General features: G+C 73.3%; 15 protein-coding genes. 11 read left to right on the forward strand and 4 right to left on the reverse strand.

Going from position 1 to position 18,986, the window contains the following annotated elements; genetic code table 11:
• Window positions 1-3: 3 nt before the first annotated feature.
• Window positions 4-960 carry a UDP-glucuronic acid decarboxylase family protein gene (locus tag ELR47_RS00800; RefSeq protein ID WP_130648160.1) on the reverse strand — a complete coding sequence of 319 codons (957 nt, stop codon included), beginning with the start codon at window positions 958-960 and terminating at the stop codon, window positions 4-6.
• 122 nt (window positions 961-1,082) lie between these two features.
• Here ELR47_RS00800 and cysC point away from each other — a divergent pair, with 122 nt between their 5' ends.
• The 11 genes from cysC (at window position 1,083) to ELR47_RS00855 (ending at window position 15,003) form a co-directional block, all read left to right on the forward strand.
• Window positions 1,083-2,537, forward strand: a complete 1,455-nt coding sequence (cysC, locus tag ELR47_RS00805) for an adenylyl-sulfate kinase (RefSeq protein WP_205745373.1) — start codon at window positions 1,083-1,085, stop codon at window positions 2,535-2,537.
• Between the two features lie 217 nt (window positions 2,538-2,754).
• Complete coding sequence (locus ELR47_RS00810) at window positions 2,755-4,491, forward strand: NADPH-dependent assimilatory sulfite reductase hemoprotein subunit (protein ID WP_205745374.1); 1,737 nt, start codon at window positions 2,755-2,757, stop codon at window positions 4,489-4,491.
• Window positions 4,488-5,342 carry a phosphoadenylyl-sulfate reductase gene (locus tag ELR47_RS00815; RefSeq protein WP_229730426.1) on the forward strand — a complete coding sequence of 285 codons (855 nt, stop codon included), beginning with the start codon at window positions 4,488-4,490 and terminating at the stop codon, window positions 5,340-5,342. Before ELR47_RS00810 ends, ELR47_RS00815 begins: the two co-directional genes overlap by 4 nt.
• A 12-nt stretch (window positions 5,343-5,354) precedes the next feature.
• Window positions 5,355-5,999 carry a precorrin-2 dehydrogenase/sirohydrochlorin ferrochelatase family protein gene (locus ELR47_RS00820; RefSeq protein WP_130648162.1) on the forward strand — a complete coding sequence of 215 codons (645 nt, stop codon included), beginning with the start codon at window positions 5,355-5,357 and terminating at the stop codon, window positions 5,997-5,999.
• Window positions 5,996-6,889 (forward strand): uroporphyrinogen-III C-methyltransferase, encoded by an 894-nt coding sequence (gene cobA / locus ELR47_RS00825; RefSeq protein ID WP_165403755.1) that lies wholly within the window; start codon window positions 5,996-5,998, stop codon window positions 6,887-6,889. The genes ELR47_RS00820 and cobA overlap by 4 nt, the downstream gene beginning before the upstream one ends.
• A 120-nt stretch (window positions 6,890-7,009) precedes the next feature.
• On the forward strand, window positions 7,010-7,939 hold the full coding sequence (gene cysD / locus ELR47_RS00830; protein ID WP_130648164.1) for a sulfate adenylyltransferase subunit CysD: 930 nt from the start codon (window positions 7,010-7,012) through the stop codon (window positions 7,937-7,939).
• Between the two features lie 47 nt (window positions 7,940-7,986).
• Window positions 7,987-9,909: a sulfate adenylyltransferase subunit CysN gene (gene cysN, locus ELR47_RS00835; RefSeq protein WP_130648165.1), complete on the forward strand. Its 1,923-nt coding sequence runs from the start codon at window positions 7,987-7,989 to the stop codon at window positions 9,907-9,909.
• The gene (locus tag ELR47_RS00840; RefSeq protein ID WP_130648166.1) at window positions 9,906-11,681 is read left to right on the forward strand and encodes an SLC13 family permease; all 1,776 of its coding nucleotides are present in this window, start codon (window positions 9,906-9,908) and stop codon (window positions 11,679-11,681) included. The genes cysN and ELR47_RS00840 overlap by 4 nt, the downstream gene beginning before the upstream one ends.
• A 398-nt stretch (window positions 11,682-12,079) precedes the next feature.
• Complete coding sequence (locus tag ELR47_RS18065; protein ID WP_165403756.1) at window positions 12,080-12,559, forward strand: hypothetical protein; 480 nt, start codon at window positions 12,080-12,082, stop codon at window positions 12,557-12,559.
• 121 nt (window positions 12,560-12,680) lie between these two features.
• Entirely contained in the window at window positions 12,681-14,483 is a 1,803-nt protein-coding gene (locus ELR47_RS00850; RefSeq protein WP_130648167.1) for a sensor histidine kinase, read from the forward strand.
• Between the two features lie 106 nt (window positions 14,484-14,589).
• Window positions 14,590-15,003, forward strand: a complete 414-nt coding sequence (locus ELR47_RS00855) for a hypothetical protein (protein WP_130648168.1) — start codon at window positions 14,590-14,592, stop codon at window positions 15,001-15,003.
• Window positions 15,004-15,029: 26 nt separating this feature from the next.
• On the opposite strand, the gene ELR47_RS00860 is transcribed toward ELR47_RS00855, so the two are convergent.
• The 3 genes from ELR47_RS00860 to ELR47_RS00870 form a co-directional block, all read right to left on the reverse strand.
• A complete protein-coding gene (locus ELR47_RS00860) occupies window positions 15,030-16,229 on the reverse strand; it encodes a hypothetical protein (protein ID WP_130648169.1) in 1,200 nt (399 codons plus the stop codon).
• A gap of 151 nt (window positions 16,230-16,380) precedes the next feature.
• Window positions 16,381-17,259 (reverse strand): MBL fold metallo-hydrolase, encoded by an 879-nt coding sequence (locus tag ELR47_RS00865; protein WP_130648170.1) that lies wholly within the window; start codon window positions 17,257-17,259, stop codon window positions 16,381-16,383.
• A gap of 701 nt (window positions 17,260-17,960) precedes the next feature.
• A complete protein-coding gene (locus ELR47_RS00870; RefSeq protein WP_130648171.1) occupies window positions 17,961-18,806 on the reverse strand; it encodes an NUDIX hydrolase in 846 nt (281 codons plus the stop codon).
• Window positions 18,807-18,986 lie beyond the last annotated feature (180 nt).

Genomic DNA, 18,986 nt, shown 5'->3' on the forward strand with positions numbered 1-18,986 from the left:
GACTCACTCCTGCGTGCGGAACCAGGCGATCGTGCGCTGGAGCCCCTCGCGCAGATCGACCTTCGGCTCCCAACCGAGCTCGCGCTGGGCGACGGTGATGTCGGGTCGGCGCACCTGCGGGTCGTCGACCGGGCGCGGGGTGTCGATCAGCTCGACGTCACTGGCACCGGCGATCTCGAGCACCAGCTCGGCCAGTTCGCGGATCGAGACCTCGTACGGGTTGCCGATGTTGACCGGTTCGGTGTAGTCGGTCACCAGCAGTTGCAGGATGCCCTCGACCAGGTCGTCGACGTAGCAGAGCGAACGGGTCTGGTCACCGCCACCGTGCAGCGTGATCGGCTCGCCCCGGAAGGCCTGGCCGATGAAGGTGGGCACGGCCCGCCCGTCCTCCAGCCGCATGCGTTCGCCGTAGGTGTTGAAGATTCGCACGACCCGGACGTCGACCCCGTGCGTGCGGTGGTAGGCGTAGGTCATCGCCTCCGCGAACCGCTTGGCCTCGTCGTAGACGCCACGCGGACCGACCGGGTTGACGTGCCCCCAGTAGGTCTCCGGCTGCGGGTGCACCTGCGGGTCGCCGTAGACCTCCGAGGTGGAGGCGAGCAGGATCCGCGCGCCCTTCTCCTTGGCCAGGCCCAGCGCGTTGTGGGTGCCGAGCGAGCCGACCTTGAGCGTCTGGATGGGCAACTGCAGGTAGTCGACCGGCGAGGCCGGCGACGCGAAGTGCAGGATCGCGTCGACCTGGCCGGAGACGTGCAGGAAGTTGGTCACGTCGTAGCGCAGGAACGTGAACCGGTCGTCGCCGATGAGGTGGTGGAGGTTGTCGACGCGCCCGGTGACGAGGTTGTCGACCGCCGTCACCCGTGCGCCGCGTTCGAGCAGCGCCGTGCACAGGTGGGAGCCGAGGAAGCCGGCACCTCCGGTGACCACGACGTGGCGGCCCTCGACGCTTGTGAACTCCACGGGGTTCCCCTCACCGGCTGAGGCGTACACGCTAATCGGTCCGACGCGCCCGTCCGACCGGCAACCGTCTGGCGAACAGTAGGCTCGCACGCCGGCCCGTCCGTCGACGACCAGGAAGCCGCGTGTCCGACGTCCGTCCCGGGGACACCCCGCCGCCCACGGGCGGTGACCACCACGCGGCGGACGCGCCCGGTCCCACCGCCGGCTGGGCCGACGAGGAGCGGGCCGAGGCACTGCGCGCCGCGTCGACCGACTGGCCGTCGTCGGACCTCACCGACCGCGACCTCGACGACCTCGAACTGGTGCTCGACGGGCTGCTCGAACCGCACCCGCTGTCCGTCCCCCGCGAGGCGTCGACGGCGCTCGACCGGGGCACGCCGCTCGCCCTGCGTGACCCGGAAGGCACGATGGTGGCCGTCCTGCGCGTGGCACGGGTCCTCGACCCGGTCCCCGCCTCCGACGCAACGGGAGGCGACCGGGCGGGGGACGACGGCGCGGGAGGCGACGCGGACGCCGTACGCGTCGCGGGCGAGCTGGTCGGCGTGACCCGGCCCGTGCGGTGGAGCTTCAGTCGGTTGCGGGCGACGCCGAGCGAGCTGCGGACCCGGCTCGCGGTGCACGACCAGGTCGTGGCGGTCCTGACCGACCGCGCCCTGCACCGCGCCGACGTCGACGACCTGCGCGCCGAGGTGGCCGCCGACCGCGCCCACCTGCTGCTGGTCCAGCTCGAACGTCGGGAGGCGGGTGCGGACACGACCGCGGCGGTGACCCGCGCGCTCGAGGCGATGCTGCACGAGCTGCGGGTGCCCTCGACCCTGACCTTGCTGCCGGCGCCGGCGCGGTTGTTCGACGACCGGCACGACGAACGCCTCGACGCCATCGCGGGCGTGCTCGGCGCGTCCCGACGGTTGCGGCTGGGCCGGACCGGCGTGGACGTCGACGCCGCGATCCGTGCCGGCGACCCCGTCTCGGCCGACGCCACCTTCGCGACCGTGGCGGCCGAGCTGCGGGCCGCCCACCCCCCACGCCACGACCGCGGTCTGGTGGTGCTGTTCACGGGCCTGTCGGGTTCGGGCAAGTCGACCGTCGCCAACGCGCTGCGCGGCCGGCTGCTCGAGCGCGGCGACCGGCGGGTCACCCTGCTCGACGGGGACCTGGTGCGCAGGCACCTGTCGCGTGGCCTGGGGTTCTCGCCGCAGGACCGCGCCACCAACGTGCGGCGCATCGGGTACGTCGCGGCCGAGATCGCCCGTCACGGTGGGCTGGTGCTGTGCGCACCGATCGCGCCGGAGGCGGGCGTCCGCGACGAGGTCCGGACGATGGTCGAGGACGCCGGCGCCGGGTTCGTGCTCGTCCACGTCGCGACGCCGCTGGAGGTCTGCGAGCAGCGCGACCGCAAGGGCCTGTACGCCAAGGCACGCGCCGGGCAGGTGCGCGACTTCACCGGCATCGACGCGCCCTACGACGTGCCCGTCGACCCCGAACTGCGCGTCGACACGGTCGACACGACCCCCGACGCCTGCGCCACCCGGGTCCTCGACGACCTCGTCGCCCGCGGCTGGCTCACCGCCCGCTGAGCTCGTCAGCGGGCAGGAGATGGCCGGCAGGGCCATCGCGCGGCAGCGGAGGTGCCTGCACGGACAGCGTCTGCCGCCGCAGGGAACCGGCCGCATCCGCGGGTCCCGCGCACCGAGCCGGGGCCACGTTCGCACGGTTCACCCGGCGTCACCTCGCGGGGAGGGCGGCGCGCGCCGACCCTTGCCGCCTTCCCGTCCCCGCCTGCCCGGAGCCCGAGTGGCCGACGTCGAACGCATCAAGGCCGAGAGCGACTGGCTCGCCGGTGACCTCGCCGCCGAGCTCGCCGACCGCAGCAGCGACGGCGTGTCCAAGGACGCGACCCAGCTGATCAAGTTCCACGGCATGTACCAGCAGGACGACCGAGACGTGCGCCGCGAACGGCTGCAGGCCGGCCTCGGCAAGGCCATCACGATGATGGTGCGCGCCTCGATCCCCGGTGGCGTCACCACCGCCGAGCAGTACCTCGCCTGCGACCGGCTGGCCGACGAGGTCGCCGACGGCACCCTGCGGATCACGACCCGCCAGGGCCTGCAGTGGCACAAGGTGGGCAAGTTCGACGTCAAGCAGCTGATCCGGACCCTCAACGCGTCCGAGCTGACCACCATCGCCGCGTGCGGGGACGTCTCGCGCAACGTGATGGCCTGCACCGCGCCGCTGCCCGACCGCGACGACCTCACGCCGTGGGCCCGCGACCTCGCCCGCGCCGTACGCCCGCGCACGCGGTCCTACTGGGACCTGTGGCTCGACGGGGAACGGTCCGTGTCCGCCGTCGAGGAGGCGAGCGACGACCCGGACGACCTCGACCCGCTGTACGGCCCGACCTACCTGCCCCGCAAGTTCAAGATCGGGTTCGCCCACACCGGTGACAACTGCGTCGACGCGTACACCAACGACGTCGGCATCGTGCCGGTCCGCGACGACGCGGGCGGGATCGTCGCCTTCACGCTGCTCGTCGGCGGCGGGCTGGGCATGACCCACAACAAGCCGGCCACCTTCCCGCGCCTGGCCGACCCGCTCGGCGACGTCGCCCCCGAGCGGCTGACCGACGCGGTCAAGGCGATCATCACCGTCCAGCGCGACCACGGTGATCGCACCGACCGCAAGCACGCCCGCATGAAGTACCTCGTCGAGGAGTGGGGGGTCGAGCGGTTCCGCGCCACGGTCGAGGAGCGCCTGCCGTTCCGCTTCGACCCGCCGAGCGCCCCGGTGTGGGACCGGACCTCCGACCACCTCGGCTGGCACGAGCAGGCCGACGGCGCGCTGTTCCTCGGCGTGCACGTGCCCTCGGGCCGGATCCAGGACACCGACGGCGTCCGCCTGCGCACCGCGATCCGCGAGGTCGTGACCACCCACGGGCTCGGCGTGCGGTTCACCGCCGCACAAAATTTGCTGCTGTGCGACGTCCCCGTCGACGCCCGCGGTGCCGTCGAGGCCACGCTGCGCGCTCACGGGGTGACGCTGACCGGTGACCTGCCCACCGTCACGCGCAAGGCGCTGGCCTGCCCGGCGCTGCCGACGTGCGGGCTCGCCCTGGCCGAGGCCGAGCGGGCGATGCCGGACTTCCTCGCCGACCTCGACGCCCGGATGGACGCCCTCGGGATCGACGGCGACGCGCCACAGATCCGGGTGACCGGCTGCCCCAACGGCTGCGCCCGGCCCTACTCGACCGAGATCGGGGTGGTCGGACGCGGCAAGGACCACTACACGGTCCACCTCGGCGGCGACGACGTCGGCACCCGCCTCAACGAGGTGTTCGCCGACCGGGTGGGCCTGGCGCAGGTCGGGGAGCTCCTCGAGCCGGTGCTGACCGCCTGGTACGCCGAGCGCGACGGCGGCGAGACCTTCGGTGACTGGACCGACCGGGTCGGGGTCACCGCCCTGCGCGCCCGGTTCGACGCCGCCCGCTTCGAGCACCAGCGCCAGCCCGCCGCCGCCAGGAAGGCCCGCTCGTGAACGCGTTGCGTGACGACGACCGCGCGGCCGTCGGCGCGTCGGTCGCTGCCGCGTTGGACGGCGCCCGTCCGCGCCCCGACGACCGCTTCCGCGCGCTCGGGCCCGACGACGACTCGGCGTTCATCCGCCTGATGGCCGCCGAGGCCGCCGCAACGCTCGAGGACAAGCCGGCCGACCGCATCCTCGAGTGGGCCGCCGGCGTCGTGCCACGGTTTGTTGTCACCTCGTCGTTCGGCGCCGAGTCCGCCGTGCTGCTGCACCTGCTGTCCCGGGTCGCGCCCGAGGTCCCGGTGCTGTTCCTCGACACCGGCCTGCACTTCGACGAGACCCTCCGGTTCCGTGCCGACCTCGCCCGCCGGCTGGGGCTGTCGGTGGTCGACCTGCGCCCCGAACGCTCCGTCGCCCAGCAGGCGCTGCGCCACGGTGACGCGCTGTGGTCCCGCGACCCCGACGCCTGCTGCGCGATGCGCAAGACCACCCCACTGCGCACCGCCCTGCACTCGTTCGACGGGTGGGCGACCGGCGTACGGCGCTCGCAGACCCCCGAGCGCGCCGCCACCCCCGTCGTCGAGGCCCGTGAGCACGACGGTCGCTGGCTGGTGAAGGTCGCGCCACTGGTCACCTGGGACGACGACCGGGTCGACGCCTACCTGCGCGAGCACGACCTGCCACACCATCCGCTGGCCGACCAGGGCTACCCGTCGATCGGCTGCGCCCCGTGCACCGCGCGGGTCGCCCCCGGCCAGGACCCGCGGGCCGGGCGCTGGGCCGGGTTCGACGGCAAGACCGAGTGCGGCATCCACCTCGCCGACGACGGCACCGTGGTCCGCACCACGACCACGCCCGGCTGATCGGCCTCCCGCATGTTCGAACTGACGATCTCGCTGGACGTCACCGGCCGCCGCTGCGTGATCCTCGGCGGCGGCTTCGAGGCCGACGCCCGCGTCGCCTCGCTGCTGGCCGCCGACGCCGAGGTGGTGGTGATCACCCCGTCGCCCTCCTCGACCATCGAGGCGGCCGCCGACGGTGGGCGGATCCGCCTGCACCGTCGCGGTTGGCGACCCGGTGACCTCGCCGGCGCCTTCGTGGCCTACAACACCCGCGAGGACGACACGCCGGTGGAGCAGGTCTGGCAGGAGTCGCGCGACCAGCACGTGCTGCTGTCCACGCTCGACGACAAGCCGCGCTGCGACTTCGCCACCCCGGCGATCGTCCGCCGCGGCGACCTCGCGATCACGATCGCCACGGCCGGGCGCGCCCCCGCGCTGGCCAAGCGGCTGCGTCAGCGGCTCGAGGCCGAACTCGGTGAGGAGTACGCGACGCTGGTCGACGTGCTCGAGCACGCCCGCGAGCAGGTGCTGCCGCGAGCGGTCCCGTTCGAGGCGTGGGCGGCGAAGTGGTCCGAGGCGTTGGAGGACCTCGACGGCCTCGCGGCGCTGGTGCGCGACGGTCACCCCGACGAGGCGCGCGAGCGCGTCGTCGCGGCGGTCGGGAAGGGCGGCCGGTGAGCGGGTTCCTCGACGTGCCCGCCTCGGCCCCCTTCGCGCTGCCGTCGGCCACCCCCGGCACGGTGCACCTGGTGGGTGCCGGCCCGGGCGACCCGGGGCTGCTGACCCTGCGCGCCGTCCGGCTGCTGCAGACCTGCGACCTGGTCGCCTACGACCGGTTGGCGCCGCCCGAGGCGTTGACGCTGGTCCCGCCCACCGCGGAACGCATCGCGGTGGGCAAGGCCGACCCGGGCCAGCTCGGTGCCGACGTCGGCGTGCCGGGCGGGGCCGGACGGCGAGCCCGGTCCGGTGCGTCCTGCCGGGACGCTTGGTCGCAGGACGAGATCTCGACCCTGCTGGTGCTCGCCGCGCAGGACGGCCGGGCGGTCGTGCGACTCAAGGGCGGCGACCCGTTCGTGTTCGGCCGTGGCGGCGAGGAGGCGATCCGCTGCCACGAGGCCGGCGTCCCCGTCGAGGTCGTGGCGGGCGTCACCAGCGCCGTCGCCGCGCCGGGCGCGGCGGGCATCCCGGTCACCCACCGCGGTGTCGCGCCGGCGGTCGCCTTCGTCACCGGACACGAGGACCCGGCCAAGCCGTCGAGCCAACTCGACTGGGCCGGGCTCGCGGCGTTCCCGGGCACCCTCGTGTTCCTCATGGGCGTGCGGTCGCTGCCGGCGATCTGCGCCCAGTTGCAGGCCAACGGCCGCCCCGCGGACACCCCGGTCGGTGTGGTCCGTTGGGGCACCACCGACCGGCAGCAGGAGCTGGTCAGCGACCTGGCCGGCGCGGCCGAGGCGACCGCACGTGCCGGCATCGGCTCCCCCGCCACGATCGTCGTCGGTGACGTCGTCGCCCTGCGTGAGCAGCTCGGCCTGCGTCGTCGCGCGCCGTTCGTGGCCGTCCATGCCTGAACGACCGCCGCCGGCGACCCGGCGGCCACCGAGCGTCCGGCCCGCCCCCGGGCCACCTCGCGCCGTCCCCCGAGCAGAATCCCCCCGAGCCGACCCACCGAGTCCCCACGTGAGCCGACCATGAGCGCACCCTCCTCCCTCGCCGAACCGGCGCGCCTGACCCACCTCCGGCAGCTCGAGTCGGAAGCGATCCACGTCCTGCGCGAGGTCGTCGCCCAGTGCGAGCGTCCGGTGATGCTGTACTCGATCGGCAAGGACTCGTCGGTCATGCTGCACCTGGCCCGCAAGGCGTTCCACCCGGGCCGGCTCCCGTTCCCGCTGCTGCACGTCGACACGACGTGGAAGTTCCGGGAGATGATCGCGTTCCGCGACCGGACCGCGGCCGAGCTCGGCGTCGAGCTGATCGTGCACACCAACGCCGAGGGCGTCGCCGAGGGCATCAACCCGTTCGACCACGGCTCGCGCAACTACACCGACATCATGAAGACCCAGGCGCTCAAGCAGGCACTCACGGCCGGCCGGTTCGACGGCATCTTCGGCGGCGCCAGGCGCGACGAGGAACGCTCGCGCGCGAAGGAGCGGGTGTTCTCCTTCCGCGACAAGCACCACCGATGGGACCCGAAGAACCAGCGTCCCGAGCTGTGGAGCCTCTACAACGGCCGGGTCAACCCCGGCGAGTCGATCCGGGTGTTCCCGCTGTCGAACTGGACCGAGCTCGACGTGTGGCAGTACATCCACCTCGAGGGCATCCCGATCGTGCCGCTGTACTACTCCGCCCCCCGTCCCACGGTCGAGCGCGACGGCACGATCATCATGGTCGACGACGAGCGGTTCCGCTTCGCGCCGGGCGAGCAGCCCGTCGAGCGTTGGATCCGGTTCCGCACGCTCGGGTGCTATCCGCTGTCGGGCGCGGTGGCGTCACGCGCGACGACGCTGCCCGACATCATCCAGGAGATGCTGCTCGCGACCCGCTCGGAGCGCGAGGGCCGGGTCATCGACTACGACCAGGCCGGCTCCATGGAGGAGAAGAAGCGCGAAGGCTACTTCTGACCCTTCGCGCTTCGACGAACGTGCTCCTCTCGAAAGGCGCAGGACCCATGGCACACCAGAGCGAGCTGATCGCGACCGACATCGAGGCCTACCTCGCCGAGCACGAGCGCAAGGACCTGCTGCGCCTGCTCACCTGCGGCAGCGTCGACGACGGCAAGTCGACCCTGATCGGCCGGCTGCTGCACGACGCGAACATGATCTACGCCGACCACCTCGCCGCCCTGGAGGCGGACTCGGTCACCGCGGGCACCACCGGCGACCAGGTCGACCTGGCACTGCTCATGGACGGGCTCAAGGCCGAGCGTGAGCAGGGCATCACGATCGACGTCGCCTACCGCTACTTCTCCACCGCGCGACGCAAGTTCATCATCGCCGACACGCCCGGCCACGTGCAGTACACCCGCAACATGGTGACCGGGGCGTCCACGGCGCAACTGGCCATCATCCTGGTCGACGCCCGCCACGGTGTGCTCGACCAGACCCGCCGCCACAGCTACATCGCCTCCCTGCTGGGCATCAGCCACGTCGTGGTCGCGGTCAACAAGATGGACCTCGTCGACTACGACCGCGACGTCTTCACCCGCATCGCCGACGACTACCGGGCGTTCGCGGCCGGGCTCGACCTGCCCGAGCCCTACGTGCTGCCGATGTCGGCGCTCGTGGGCGACAACGTCGTGCAGCCCTCGACGGCGATGGACTGGTTCGACGGCCCGCCGCTGATGGAGCACCTCGAGACGGTCGACGTCACCGCCGACGAGGACCTCGACCGGGTGCGTTTCCCCGTCCAGCTCGTGTCCCGCCCGGACCTCGACTTCCGCGGCTTCGCCGGCACGGTCGCGGCGGGCGTGCTGCGTCCCGGGCAGGAGGTCGTCGCCCTGCCCTCGGGGATGCACAGCCGCGTGGAACGCCTCGTGACCTTCGACGGCGACCTCGAGGCCGCGCGACCAGGCCAGGCGGTGACGGTCACGCTGACCGACGAGATCGACCTGTCGCGTGGTGACCTGCTGGTCGACGCCGCACACCCGCCGGCGCGGGCGCACGAGGTCGACGCCATGCTGGTGTGGATGGCCGACGACGAGGCCGTGCCCGGCCGCCAGTACCTGCTGCTGTCGACCAACGGGGTCTCCAACGCCTCGCTGGCCACCATCACCCACCGGGTCGACGTCAACACCCTGGCGCACGAACCGGCCGAGGGACTCGGACTCAACGACGTCGCACGGGTCGTGCTCGCCGCCGACCGCGAGCTGCTGTTCGACCCCTACGCGCACAACCGGACCACCGGCTCGTTCGTGCTGGTCGACCGGCTGACCAACCTCACCGTCGGTGCCGGCATGATCACGGGGGCGGCCTCGGGCTGGGACCGCACGCCGCCGCCCGGGCTGGCCCAGCACCGCTCCAGCATCACCTCCGACGAACGCGCCGCACGGCTCGGTCAGCGCCCGGTCACGGTGTTGTTCACCGGCATGACCGGGACGGGCAAGTCCACCCTGGCCGCCGCGGTCGAGCGGCGGCTGTTCGACCGCGGACGCAGTGCCCTGCGGCTCGACGGCGAGAACCTGCGGCTGGGCATCAGCCGCGACCTGGGCTTCTCCAACGAGGACCGCTCGGAGAACCTGCGTCGCGCGGCGGAGATCGCCTCGCTCGCCTCGCGTCACGGGCTGATCACGCTGGTCGCCGTGCAGGCGCCGCAGGCACCCGTGCGCGACCGGGTCCGCGACCTGCTCGGCGCCGAGCGCTACCTCGAGGTGTTCCTCGACGCGCCCGAGGCCACGCGTCGTGCCCGCGATCCCAACGGCCTGTACGCCGCCGCCGACCGGGGCGAGCTCGCCTCGCTGCCGGGGGTCTCGAGCGACTACGACCGCCCAGGTGCCCCCGACCTGGCGCTCGACACCGGGGAGCTGACGCTCGAGGCGTGCGTCGAGGCCGTCCTGGACCTGCTCGACGAGCGCGGCTTCGTCGACGCCCGGTGATCGGCCTCGACGGGCTGCTCGCGGCGGCCGTGCTGGTCGTGCTCGTGGTGGTGCTCGTCCGCGAGCTCGTCGCGCCGGCGGCAGCGATGGTCGGCGCGGTGGTCACCTGCGTGCTGTTCGGGATCCTGCCGGCCGAGCAGGCGTTCCTGGGCCTGGCGAACCCGGCCACGATCTCGATCGCCGGCCTGTTCGTCGTCGCCCGGGCCGTCCGCGACCACGCCGGCATCGACGGCGTCATCGGCCGCTTCCTCGGCGACGGGTCCGGCGGCCCGCGGGCCGCGCTGGTGCGGTTCGTCCCCCCCGTGGTCGCACTGTCCGGCTTCCTCAACAACACCCCGCTGGTGGCCGCCGGCGCCCCGGTGATCCGGGGCTGGGCGGAGCGCAACGGTGTCGCGGCGACGAAGCTGCTGATGCCGCTGTCGTTCGCCGCCATCCTCGGCGGCACCCTGACCCTGATCGGCACCGGCCCGAACCTCGTGATCTCCGGCATGCTGGTCGCCGCCGGCGAGTCGGGGCTGTCCTTCTTCGAGCTCACCCCGGCCGGTCTGCCACTGGCCCTGGTGGGTGGTACGGCGCTGGTGCTGCTCGCGCCGCGGCTGCTGCCCGACCGGCGCACCCCCCACGAACAGGTCGCCGCCTCCGACCGCGACTACACCCTGTGCCTGCAGGTCCTGCCCGCCGGCGCCGTGGACGGCCGCACGGTGGCGCAGGCAGGACTGCGTGAGCTGTCGGGCACGTTCCTGGCGGCGGTGCGGCGCTATCCCGACGGGCAGCGACCTGCCGCGCCGGACATGGTGCTCCACGGCGGCGACGAGCTCGTCTTCGTCGGCAACGTGGACGCCGTGCGCGACCTGCTGGCGCGGCCCGGCCTGATCGAGGCGGAACGGGCGCAGACCGCGGTGCTCGACGGCGACGGACACGGGCTGGCCGAGTGCATCGTCGGGTCCACCTCGTCGCTGATCGGCACGACGCTCAAGGAGGTGTCGTTCCGCGGTCGCTACGGCGCGGCCGTCGTCGCGCTGCACCGCGCCAGCGAGCGGGTGGACGGCAAGCTCGGCGAGGTGGAGTTGCGCGCCGGTGACGCGCTGCTGCTGCTGAGCGACGCCGGCTTCGCCGAGCGCTGGAGCGGCCACCGGGACTTCGCGGTGGTCATCCCGCACGACGTCGCGACCACGGCGAGCGGATCACGCGCCTACCGCTGGCTCACGCTGGGCACCTTCGTCGGCATGGTGACCCTGGCCGCCACCGGGCTGCTCCCGATCCTGACCGCGATCCTGCTGGCCTGCGCGGTGCTGGTGGCGAGCCGGGCGATCCGCTTCGACCGGGCCCTCGACGCGCTCGACCTCGACGTCCTGTTGATCGTCGCCGCCGCCATCGGGCTGGGCAACGCCATCGCGGCGGCGGGGCTGTCGGGCGTGCTGGCCCGGGGGATCGAGACCGCGGCCGCCGCGACCACCCCGCTGCTGGCGCTCGCCCTGGTCGCCCTCGGCACGATGCTGCTCACCGAACTGCTCACCAACGTCGCCGCCGCGGCACTGATGCTGCCCATCGCGGTGGACGTCGCCCAGCGCGTCCAGGCCGAACCGACCGGCTTCGCCGTTGCCGTGGCACTGGCCGCCTCCTCGTCGTACCTCACCCCGATCGGCTACCAGACCAACACCATCGTCTACGGGCTCGGCGGGTACCGCTTCGGGGACTACTGGCGGCTCGGACTACCGCTCGCCGGGCTGAGCCTCGCCACCATCCTCGTGGTCGTTCCCCGGGTCTGGTGAGTCGTTGTCCATGCCGGACTAGCCCAACAATCTGGTCGTCGGCGAAGCTTTCCTCGCGCGAACTTTTCTGCTCCAATAGCCCCCGCGGTTGCAGTGCGAATGATCTCGCTGCCTCCGCGACAGAGCCCCCGGCGGTCCCCCCGTCTGTCGGGGGCTCTTCCCATCCCCCGAAGCACGCGAGTGCCCGTCGAGGGGCTCAGCCGGTGCGCCGGAGCTGAGCGCGGGGCGCGCGAAGGACCTACCGGGCCCCGCCCACCACGGCTAGCTCTACCTCTCGGCACTGAAGCGTTCTCACAGAAGTTTTATGGTCACGGAGCGTGGGCGTTCGATACGCTGCGTAAATTCCGGGTTGGGAGCGTCCTCGCGCTTACCGGGGGCTGGGACACAGGAGCTAGGCGATGGAACGCAAGACCGGTCGTCGTATCGGGCGCATGCGCTCGTTCGTGGTGCTGACCGCCCTGGTGGGCAGCATGTTCGCGGGCATCGGCGCCGCCACCGCCGACGAGGCGGCCCCCCAGCGCGGGATCAGCTGGGTCGGCAGCGTCACCGAGACCGTGGCCGCGGACGCCGGGGAGCTGACCACGCAGGGCATCAGCTGGGTCGGACTCCGCGGCATCAGCTGGGTCGGCGCACAGGGCATCAGCTGGGTCGGCGGCATCAGCTGGGTCGGCGCGCAGTCGCAGGGCATCAGCTGGGTCGGCGCGCAGGGGATCACCTGGGTGCGCGGCATCAGCTGGGTCGGCGCGCAGTCGCAGGGCATCAGCTGGGTCGGCGCGCAGGGGATCACCTGGGTGCGCGGCATCAGCTGGGTCGGCGCGCAGTCGCAGGGCATCAGCTGGGTCGGCGCACAGGCCCGCGGCATCAGCTGGGTCGGCTGAACCCACCCGGTAGCACCACAGAACTCCCGGCCGGCCGGCTCCGCACTCGTGGGGCGGCCGGCCGGTCGCGTCGGCGCCGTCCGCGCCGACCGCTCCGCATCGCGACACAGCGCAGGGTGGTGTGAGAAACCGCAGGATCGAACTCTACGTCGCCAGCTGGGCGCTGTTCGCGGTCGGCATCCTCGGTGCGGTCATCCTCGCCACCGGGGTCGAGCCGCCCTCGCTGCTGCACCTCGTGATCCTCGTGGTGGCCATCGCCGCCGGTGAACGCATCGAACTGCGCTTCACCTTCGACCGCGCGACGATCGCGCTCACGCTGGTCGAGGCCGCGATCGCGGCCGGGCTGCTGCTGACCTCACCCACCGAGGCCGTCGTCGCCACCGGACTCGGCATGCTCGGTGGGCAGACCCTCCGGCGACTCGACCTGGTCAAGACCAGTTTCAACACGGCACAGGCCATGGTCGGTACGGCCGCGGCCGCCACGATCCTGCATCTGGCCCCGCCGATCGGTCCGCTGGTCAACGACCTTCCGGTGTTCGCGGTCATCGCCGGGATGATCGCCTACGTCGGGGTCAACGCCGTCGCGATGCTGGGTCTGGTCACCATCACCGACGGTCCCCTGGGCCGCGAGGGCCTGCTCCGACAACTCCCGCTGCTGGGCACGATCGCTCTGGGCAACACGGCGATCGGGGTGGTGCTGGCGGCCTTGCTGATCGTCCAGCCCGCCCTGGCCCCGCTGTTCCTGGTCCCGCTCGCCGCGATCTACTTCGCCGCCCACGGCGTCCAGCGCACCTCCGACCTGCTCGAACGCGTCCGCACCGACCGTGACCGGCTCACCCGCGTCATCGACGGCACGGCCGACGGCATCGTCCTGCTCGACCGCGACGGCACGATCCAGGTCTGGAACGCGGCGATGGAGGAGCTGACCGGGTTGACCGCGGACCGGGTCGTGAACCGCCCGGTCGAGCGCGTGCTCACCCCGTCGCTGCGGGAGGGCGACAGCGAGGTCTCGGGCCGGTGGCTCATCGACGAGGCCCACGAGGGTGCGCAGCACCGGGAGTTCGACGCCCGGATCCGCCATGTCGACGGGCGCGCGCACGAGGTGCGGGAGAACCACTCGCTGCTCTTCGACGACCGCGGCCGCTGCATCGGTGACGTCGTCGTCGTCCGCGACGTCACCAAGCAGCGCGAGCTCGAACGCCTGCGGGGCGACTTCGTGGCCCGGGTGTCCCACGAGCTGCGCACGCCGCTGACCCCGATCCGCGGGTTCGCCTCCGTCCTGCTGCGCAAGGGCGACCAACTCGATGTCTCCAGTCGCCAGGAGGCCCTCGAGCGGATCGTGGAGCGCTCCGACCACCTGGCGGCCGTGGTCGAGGACCTGCTGCTGGTCACCCGCCTCGACCAACAGGAGATCGACGACCTGGTCCACCCGGTCCCGACCGATCTCGAGCCGGTGCTCGAGGAACTCATCGAGACCTTCGCCGAACGCGAGCCCACCCGCACGATCCTGTTCTCCGCGGAACCGGGGACCGGGGCCGCGCTCGCCGATCCGGCACGTGCCCGGCAGATCGTCGCCGCCCTACTCGACAACGCCTGTCGGTACTCGCCCCAGGACGCGCCCGTCGAGGTCACCCTCGACCAGACCGGTGACGACATCCGTGTCCGCGTCATCGACTCGGGGCCGGGAGTTCCGCGCGAACACCGGCAGAGCATCTTCGAACAGTTCCATCGTCTCGAGGACCCGCTGACCATGCGCACCGGCGGTGTCGGGCTGGGGCTGTTCATCGGACGTCGACTCGCCCAGGCCATGCACGGCGAACTCGACCTCGAACTCACCAAGCCGGCCACCGGCAGTCGCTTCGTGCTGCGGCTACCGGCGGCGATTCCGGTGACTCGGGTACGCCGACAGGACTTGACCGGCTGAAAAGGCCGGCATGCTAACGTCGCCGTAAGAGTCGTTTGCAGACGGGGATCGGTCGCTCGAAGACCATTGGGGATGCAACGACATCCACCCAGGCAAAGGACGCCAGATGGTCCGCAAGATGAGCGACGAACACAAGGCCGCACTCGCCAAAGGGCGCACGCAGGGACGCGCCGTCCGGGACTATCTCGCAGCACTCGAGCAGGACCGCAAGCCGGGCCGCAAGATGGACGGCGAGACGGTGAAGGCCCGCATCGACGAGGTGCAGCAGAAGATCGACGCGGAGCCGGACCCGGCCAAGCGCGTCGACCTGATCCAGCGGCGACTGGACCTCGAGGAGCGCCTCGTCGACCTGTCCGGTGAGGTCGACCTCGAGGCGCTCGAGCAGGGCTTCATCGAGGCCGCGGCCGAGTACTCCGAGCGCAAGGGCATCACCTACACCGCCTGGCGCGAGGCAGGTGTTCCGGCGGCCGTGCTCAAGCAGGCCGGGGTCCGACGCACGCGTCGGGCCAACGTCGGCTGACCCGACGAGGCGCGGGCCGCGAAGCCTCAGCGTCCGCGGCCCGGCGCCTCGCTACGGCCCGGCGCCTCGCTACGGCCCGGGGCTTGGCCGTGGCCCTGCGCAGCCTCACGGTGCCCCGGAGGTTCGGCACGGCCGGGGGCGTCGGTGCGCCCCTGCCCGCCACCAGCGCGACCGGACGCATCCGGCCGCCCGGGCCCGTCACCACGGCCGGGCGGGTTCGCGCGGCCCGGCGCGTCGGCGGCACGCCCCGGCGCGTCGGCGACACGGTCTCGGCCCGGAGGTGCGACCCCCGGCTCGGGCGTTCCCGTCGGCGCCGCCCCGGAGCGCCCGGTCACCGGTTCGGCGTCCTCGGCGTCTTCGGCGTCCGATGACGGCGCCGGGTCGACGACGATCACGGTCCGGTGACCGGACGATCGCTCGGCCACCGGCGCCGTCGGTGCCGCGGCGAAGACCCCGTCGTGCCAACCGAGCTGGGTCGCCTCCCCGGACGACGCCGCCGTGTCCGGAGAAGCGCAGGTCAGCGTGACCGTGGTCGGGGACCGTGACGCGCGCAACCGCACCACGTAGTCGGTCGGTGCGTCCACCGGGCACCGCTGCGGCACCACGAGTTCACCCGCGTCGGTGACGGTGAGCGTCAGCACCGCGGGCCCGGCGTGCCGGACGTGGGGCACGACCACCTCGCGGTGCCCGTCGCCGGTCACGTCACGAGCCAGCGGGGTCCCCACCTTCACGGCAGGCCCACCGACCAGGCGCGAGGCCAGGGCGTAGTCGGCACCGTCCCAGGCGGCCAGCGCGACCTCGAGCGTGCCGGCACCGGTCACGGTGACGACCACCAACTCGGCGACCTCGTCGCCGAGGAGGTCGTGGGCGAGGTGATCGGCCGCCGCGGCCTGCTCGACGTGGTCGTAGAGGAACGCCGCGAGCCGCGCGTCCATCCCGGGACCGTCCGCAGCCGGTGTGTCCTGATCACCCGATCCCGGCGGCGGCCCGTCGTCCTGCCCGGCAGCGTCCGGCGACGGTCGGGCGTCGGTGTCCCCGGCCGGCGCCTGCCGGGCGGCGGTCCCGCCGGAGGGCGGGTCCCGGTCCTCGGGCGGCGCGTCGGGCTCCGGCACGGGCGTGGCGGTCAGCTCCGGCGGCTCCTCGGCGTTCGGCGTCGGACCGCAGCCCGCGGCGACCAGCGCGACCAGCGTCGCCGCCAGCAGGCGGTCCCGGGTCAGTCCGGACACGGTGCACGACCTCTCGAGGCGCCGGGGGCGGGCGCGGCCCGGGCCGACCTCAGCGAAGCGGGGACGCGCCGCCGGCAGAGGGATCCGGCGCGGCCGGCCGTCGGTGGTCGACGCCGGCGCCGGGTCGCGGCGGTCCGTGTGGCCACGCCGGTCACTCGGCCAGGCGGACGGTCGCCCCGTCGAGGTCGATCCGACCCTCGTCGGCCAGCAGGTGCAACGCGGCCCGGGTCGAGGCCTCCGCGGCCGGCCACAGGCGGGGGTCGACGTCGGCGTAGATCCGGCGGACCAGGCCGGCCGGGTCCGTCGGCGCCTCCGCCAGCGCCTCGAGGATCTGCTGGCGCCGGAACGCCCGGTGCTCGGCGTAGTAGCGCAGCACGGCGGTGGGGTCCTCGCTCAGCGCGGGACCGTGCCCGGGGAACAGCCGGTCGGGCCCCAGGTCCAGCACCCGGCGCAGCGACGTGAGGTAGGCGGCCAGGTCCCCGTCGGGATGGGCGACCACCGACGTGCCCCGACCCAGGACGTGGTCGCCCGTCAGCATCGCGCCCGTCGGCACACGGACGGCGAGGTGGTCACGGGTGTGACCGGGGGTCGCCACCAACCGCAACGGCAGGTCGCCGGGATCGAGCACGTCGCCGTCGGCGAGGGTCCGCCCCTGCGGTCCGGCCACCTGCGTCGCGGCCGCCACCACCGTGCTGCCGAAGGCCTGCGCCCAGGCCTGCGCGGCCTCGGCGTGGTCGAGATGATGGTGGGTGACCAGGATCGCGACCACGGACGCGTCCGCCTGCTCGACCACCTGCCGGACCCGCGCGAGGTGCTCCGGATCGTCGGGGCCGGGGTCGACGACCACGACCCCGCCCGTGCCCGCCCGTCCCACCACGTAGGTGTTCGTGCCGTCCAGGGTCATGGGCGAGGGGTTGGGTGCCAGGACGCGTGTGGTCACCTCGTCGAGGCGGCTCACGCGCGGCAGTTCCCCGAACGCCGGGAGGTCCCACGCGGAGCGGGGGTCGACCGGCGCGGCGGACGGACTCATGCCCGCAGCCTAGTGCTCGACCCGCGACGAGGGTCGGGGCAGCCGGGACACCGCGACCGGGACACCGCGACCGGCACGGCCGAGGCTCGGGAACCACGTCCCCGAACGGTCGGCGACCGGGACGCGGGCGGGTCGCTGCAGGAGCGGACCCCGGACGCGGGAACTCGTCCGGGGCCGCCGCCCCGGCGGGGGACGGGGCGGCGGCCGGTAGCGACGTGCCGGCGGAGGTCGCACGCCGGGCGACCCGAGGTCGGCGGACGTACGCGGCACGTCACCACCGGTCCGACTCGGCGGTGGCACCGCCATGTACGCCGTTCGTGGCGGAACGTCGCCGGTATGTCCCACGCACGAGTCCGCGGTCTGGTCGCGCGATGGGCGCCGCCCACGCCGCGGCTCGTGCGTGCCACCGCACGCCCAGCCGTGTCGGCGTCGCCGGGTGATCCGGGCAAAACGGGAGCGGCGGTCCGTCTCCGGACCGCCGCTCACCTCTCCCGCCCTGACGGCTCCCGCTCCGTCTCCCTCAGAAGGAGGTGTCCGGAAGGTTACCGACGGTCGGTGGCCGACGGAAGGGGTCACCCATTCCCCGTCACGCTGACCGCACGGTTTTCGCGCGGGACGCGCACTTGTGCTCGGACCAATTCCACCCAGTGGCCCGCTCCGCATGGCGGGCCGACGCCCCGAAGTGGCACGCCGTGACCGGGTCAGATGGGTTCCGGATCGCCGCCGTCGGGGTGCTGCACGAGGACCTCGCCGTCCCGGCGCACGATCGTCGGTTGAATGCGTCGCTGGTCGACGGCGTCCTCGGTGGCCGCCCGCCAGGCCGCGTCGACCGAGGGGAAGTCGGCCAACTGGCGCAGGTTGCAACGGGTCGGGAAGATGACCACCGCCTCGCCGCGGGCGCCGGCGTCCAGGACCTCGTCAGGACGGCTCCAGCGCACCTCGGTGCTCTCGACGTCGTCGGGCGAGGCGGTCTGCCCCTTGGGCAGGCGCGCGAGGAAGAACCGGGTGTCGAACCGTCGGTGCTGCCCCTCGGGCGTGACCCACCACGACCAGAACCGCAACAACCGCAGGTCGAGCACCAGCTCCTCGTCCTCGAGCCACCGACGCCAGTCCCAGCTCCCGCCGCGGTCGCACAGGCGTCGACGGGCCTCGACGAAGGAGCGGCTGCGCAGGTCCTCGTCGGTCAACGGGGTGCCGTCCTCGCGCTGGGCGAGCAGGACGCCGACCTCCTCGAAGGTCTCGCGGACCGCGGCGACCAGCAGTCCCTGGGCCTGGCTGGTGGTCGCGGTCCCGAGCCGTTCCTGCCAGCGGGTCGGCGCGTCCCCGACCCACCGGGCGGCGTCGAGTCCCCCGTCCATGTCGGCCACCTTGCCGCCGGGGAACACGAGCGCACCGCCGGCGAAGTCCGCCCGCAGGTGCCGCTCGAGCATCAGGACCTGTGGTCCCGCGTCGTGCTCGCGCAGCAGCAGGACGCTCGCGGCGTCCACCGCCGGTGCCGTCGAGCCCTCCTCCAGGCGCCCCGCCGCCGTCCGCTCCTGCTCTGGCACCTGCCGCTCCCGTTTCGACCGTCTCGGTTCGTTCGCCGTGGTACGAGTCTCGCACGCCGCGCAGCCGGTAGGCGATCCCCGCACCGGGCGTCGCGGGCGCGTGCGGTGTGCGACGATTCCGACCGGCATCGCAACCGGGGTGGGGATCGGCGACGTCCCAGGGCCGACAGGGCCTGCGGC

This window comes from Egicoccus halophilus (assembly GCF_004300825.1).
Taxonomy (GTDB): Bacteria; Actinomycetota; Nitriliruptoria; order Nitriliruptorales; family Nitriliruptoraceae; genus Egicoccus; species Egicoccus halophilus.

What these genes read in the sequence shown, in the direction of transcription:
- ELR47_RS18065 (WP_165403756.1), top strand. Translation starts at nt 12,080, where the DNA reads ATGGAACGCAAGACCGGTCGTCGTATCGGGCGCATGCGCTCGTTCGTG.
- ELR47_RS00865 (WP_130648170.1), bottom strand. Translation starts at nt 17,259, where the DNA reads ATGAGTCCGTCCGCCGCGCCGGTCGACCCCCGCTCCGCGTGGGACCTC.
- cysN (WP_130648165.1), top strand. Translation starts at nt 7,987, where the DNA reads ATGGCACACCAGAGCGAGCTGATCGCGACCGACATCGAGGCCTACCTC.
- ELR47_RS00820 (WP_130648162.1), top strand. Translation starts at nt 5,355, where the DNA reads ATGTTCGAACTGACGATCTCGCTGGACGTCACCGGCCGCCGCTGCGTG.
- cysD (WP_130648164.1), top strand. Translation starts at nt 7,010, where the DNA reads ATGAGCGCACCCTCCTCCCTCGCCGAACCGGCGCGCCTGACCCACCTC.
- ELR47_RS00855 (WP_130648168.1), top strand. Translation starts at nt 14,590, where the DNA reads ATGGTCCGCAAGATGAGCGACGAACACAAGGCCGCACTCGCCAAAGGG.